We start from the raw sequence: 3414 nt of genomic DNA on the forward strand, positions 1-3414 counted from the left end.
ATCGTCGGGGGGTTGGCGCTCGTCGTCGTCGTCATCCTCGGCGCGGCACTCACCGGCCCCGGCTCCGACTCCGGCACGGGGCCCGCCGATTCTCCCCGGGGACCGTTGCCGCCGCAGGCCTGGCAGGCCCCCGAGCGCGCGCCGGGCGGGCTGTTCGACGTCGAGGGGCGGTTCACCGTGATGTCCTCCCCCGGCGAACCGGTCTCCGGCGACGGATCGGGCTGCGACCTGCCCCTCACGCTCTCGGACATCGGCGAGGGCACGCGGATCACGCTGTCCCAGGGGGTCTCGACGCCGCTCGGCAGCACCATGCTCGCCTACGAGGGGGGCGACCTCTCCTCCTGCACCTTCACCTTCGACTTCGGCGAGGTCCCTTCGGGTGCGCCCTTCTACCTGATCGAGATCCCCGGACGCGGTCAGCTCACCTACACCGAGGACGAATTGCGCGCGGGCGTGGACATCACGCTCGGGCGGTGAGGCACCCGGGTCCGCCGCGCCGGCTCGGCGGGACCCCATCGCCCGTCACCCCGCCGACCGGTTGACCTGGTGACCTGGTGGCCTGATGACCAGGTGAACCGTTGACCGCGCGAACCTCGCTCCGTACACTCCCCAATGCCAACCGGACACTTGTCCAGAAGACGTTGCCCTCGGGAGCCGCCGTGAACCGCCCGTCCGTCCTCGCCCGTGCCGCCGGCGCCCTCGCGCTCGCGGCGGCCACCGCTCTCGCCGGCGTCGTGTCCGCGCCGTCAGTCTCCGCCGCGACCGCCGAGTCCCCCTACGTGAACCCGGCCGAGGGCCTACGCAATGTGCTGTGGGTGGGCAACAACTGGGAGGGCACCGCGGACGCCGTGCAGCCGGACGGCGACTACCATCGGATCGCGCGGATCAACATCATCCCGGACCGCAACGAGCGCCTGGTGGAGATCCACCGCGACCCCGCCCGCCTCGCCCTGTACTACGGCATCCGCCAGATGGTCGGCGAGGGCCACGACCAGTACGTGGACGACATGTACTCGACCAAGGACGGCCGGAACCTCATCGTGTCCCGGCCCAGCTTCGCCGACGTGGTCTCGATCGACATCGTCACGGGCGAGATCGCCTGGCGGTTCCCCGTCCAGGGGTTCCGTTCCGACCACATGGCGGTGAGCCCGGACGGGTCGCAGGTCGCCGTCAGCGCCTCGACGGCCAAGGTCGTCCACGTCCTCGACACCGCCACCGGCCGGGAGATCGGCACCTTCCCCTCGGGGGACAACGCGCACGAGAACGCCTACATCAAGGGCGGCACCCAGATCGTCAACGAGTCGATCGGCAACGTGTGGACCCCGCTCGACCAGCCGTGGGCGGACGTCACCAAGGGCGACCGCGTCCTCCAGTTCGTCGACGCCGAGACCCTGCAGATCATCAAGCGCGTGGACCTGCGCGCCCGACTCGCCGAGGCCGGCCGTCCCGAGCTCAGCATCGGGGTGCGACCGATGACCTTCTCCCCGGACTACCGGTTCATGTACTTCCAGGTCTCGTTCTTCCACGGCTTCATCGAGTACGACATCGACGCCGACAAGATCACCCGCATCGTGGACCTGCCCATCACACCCGCCGGCGACGTACCCCGGGAGGCCCACCTGCTGGACTCCGGCCACCACGGAATCTCGATGAACCCCCAGGGCACCAAGATCTGCGTCGCGGGCACCATGAGCGACTACGCCACCGTGGTCGACCGGGAGACCCTGCAGCACGGGCCGCTGGTCTCGACCGGGCTCAAGTCCTACTGGGTCACCACCGACCTCACCGGGGACCACTGCTTCGTGTCCTGGGCCAAGAGCAACACGGTCAGCGTGCTGTCCTTCGAGACCGGAGAGGAGGTGGCCCAGATCCCCGTCGGGTACCACCCCCAGCGCATGAGGATCGGCGTGGCGCCGCGGGAATGGAACGGCAACCCGGTCCCGCTCCCCGAGCCGGGAAACCCCCTGCCCGTGTTCTCCTGACCGCCGGGACCGGCGCCGGCCGCTATCCTGGGGCACCGGCGGACACCGACGGCAGGGAGGAGGCGTGGGGGTGGTCAGAATCCCAGGGGAGGACGCCGACGACGCCCACTCCCGAGCCACGGACGACTTCTCCCGACCCACGGACGTCGAGCGCCTCGTGTCGGATATCGACCTGTCGCCGTTCCTCGGTCGGCCCGCCGACCCGGTGGAGACCCCGCTTCCCGATCCCGTCCCGGTCTCCCCGGCCACCCCCCCGCTCCTGGCGCTCCGGGACCTCCTCCTCGATCCGAGGTTCACCGGCCTGTTCGCCCGCGCCCTGCGGGAGGCCGACCCGGGTTTCCGCGAAATGTTCCCGCGTGACGCCTCCGGGGTACTCGGCGAATTCGTGCGCGCCATGACGTGGGCGCTCGAGACCGTCGAGAACGCCCGGGGGAACGAGGCCGAGGTAGCCCAGGTGGTGGAGTTCGCCCGCCACCTCGGCGCGGACCACCGCAAACTCGAACTGTCCGCCCGCCACCACGAGCGCTTCGGCGACGCCCTCACCAGCACTCTCCGCCACCTGGCCGGCCCCGGCTGGGACGACCGGTTGGCCACCACGTTGGGCACGGTGTACCGGGTGCTGACGACCGCGCTCCGGGAGGGGGCGGCGGCCGGGCACGGACCGGCGAGGGTCGGCGCGACCGTGGTGGAGGTTCTCCGGCCGACCCGCGACGTCGTGGTGGTCCGATTGATCACCGATGTGATGGTGGAGTACCACCCCGGCCAGTACCTCAGCGTCCTGACCCCGTACACCGCGGGCGTGTGGCGCCGGTTCAGTCCGGCGATCCCGGCGAATCCGGCGGGCCAGATCGAGTTCCACGTCCGCGACGTCCCCGGCGGCACCCTCAGCGGGTCCCTGGTCCGCGGCGTCGGGGTGGGCGACCGGTGGGTCCTCGCGCGGCCGCTCGGGCTGCTCGAGGTGGACCGCACCGAACCCGTCCGCGACGTGCTGATGATCGCCGGTGGCACCGGGATCGCCCCGCTGCGCTGCCTGCTGATGGACATGATGCGTCACGGTGCCAACCCACGGGTGCACCTGTTCTACGGCGCGCGTCACCCGGGCGACCTCTACGACCTGCCCACCCTCGTTGACCTGGCCGCCACCGCACCCTGGCTCACCATCCAGCCGGTCTCCGAGCAGGACACCGACCCGTGGTGGGCCGGCGCGCGGCAGGAACTGCCCCGCACCCTGCACCGCCGGCAGACCGGGACACTGGTGGACGTGGTGACCGGCTGGGGGTCGTGGGCGGACCGGCAGGTGCTCATGGCCGGGTCACCCGAGATGCTCCGCGCCACCGTCCGCGGGATGGTCGCGGTCGGCACCCCGCGGGAGAACATCAGCTTCGACCGGCCCTGACCCGACGGCCGCGCCCACGCGGGCCCGGCCGTGGCT

General features: G+C 71.4%; 2 protein-coding genes and 1 pseudogene. All 3 read left to right on the forward strand.

Annotated features, from left to right (window positions below):
• Nucleotides 1-477, forward strand: a pseudogene (locus IY392_RS13610) (hypothetical protein); the annotation flags it as partial.
• 182 nt (nucleotides 478-659) lie between these two features.
• Nucleotides 660-1982, forward strand: coding sequence for a YncE family protein (locus IY392_RS13615; protein ID WP_194861498.1), 1323 nt, complete (start codon nucleotides 660-662; stop codon nucleotides 1980-1982).
• Between the two features lie 70 nt (nucleotides 1983-2052).
• A complete protein-coding gene (locus IY392_RS19620; protein ID WP_107758234.1) occupies nucleotides 2053-3378 on the forward strand; it encodes an FAD-binding oxidoreductase in 1326 nt (441 codons plus the stop codon).
• The last annotated feature ends 36 nt before the right edge of the window (nucleotides 3379-3414 follow it).

This window comes from Dietzia sp. SYD-A1 (assembly GCF_015356725.1).
Lineage (GTDB): Bacteria > Actinomycetota > Actinomycetes > Mycobacteriales > Mycobacteriaceae > Dietzia.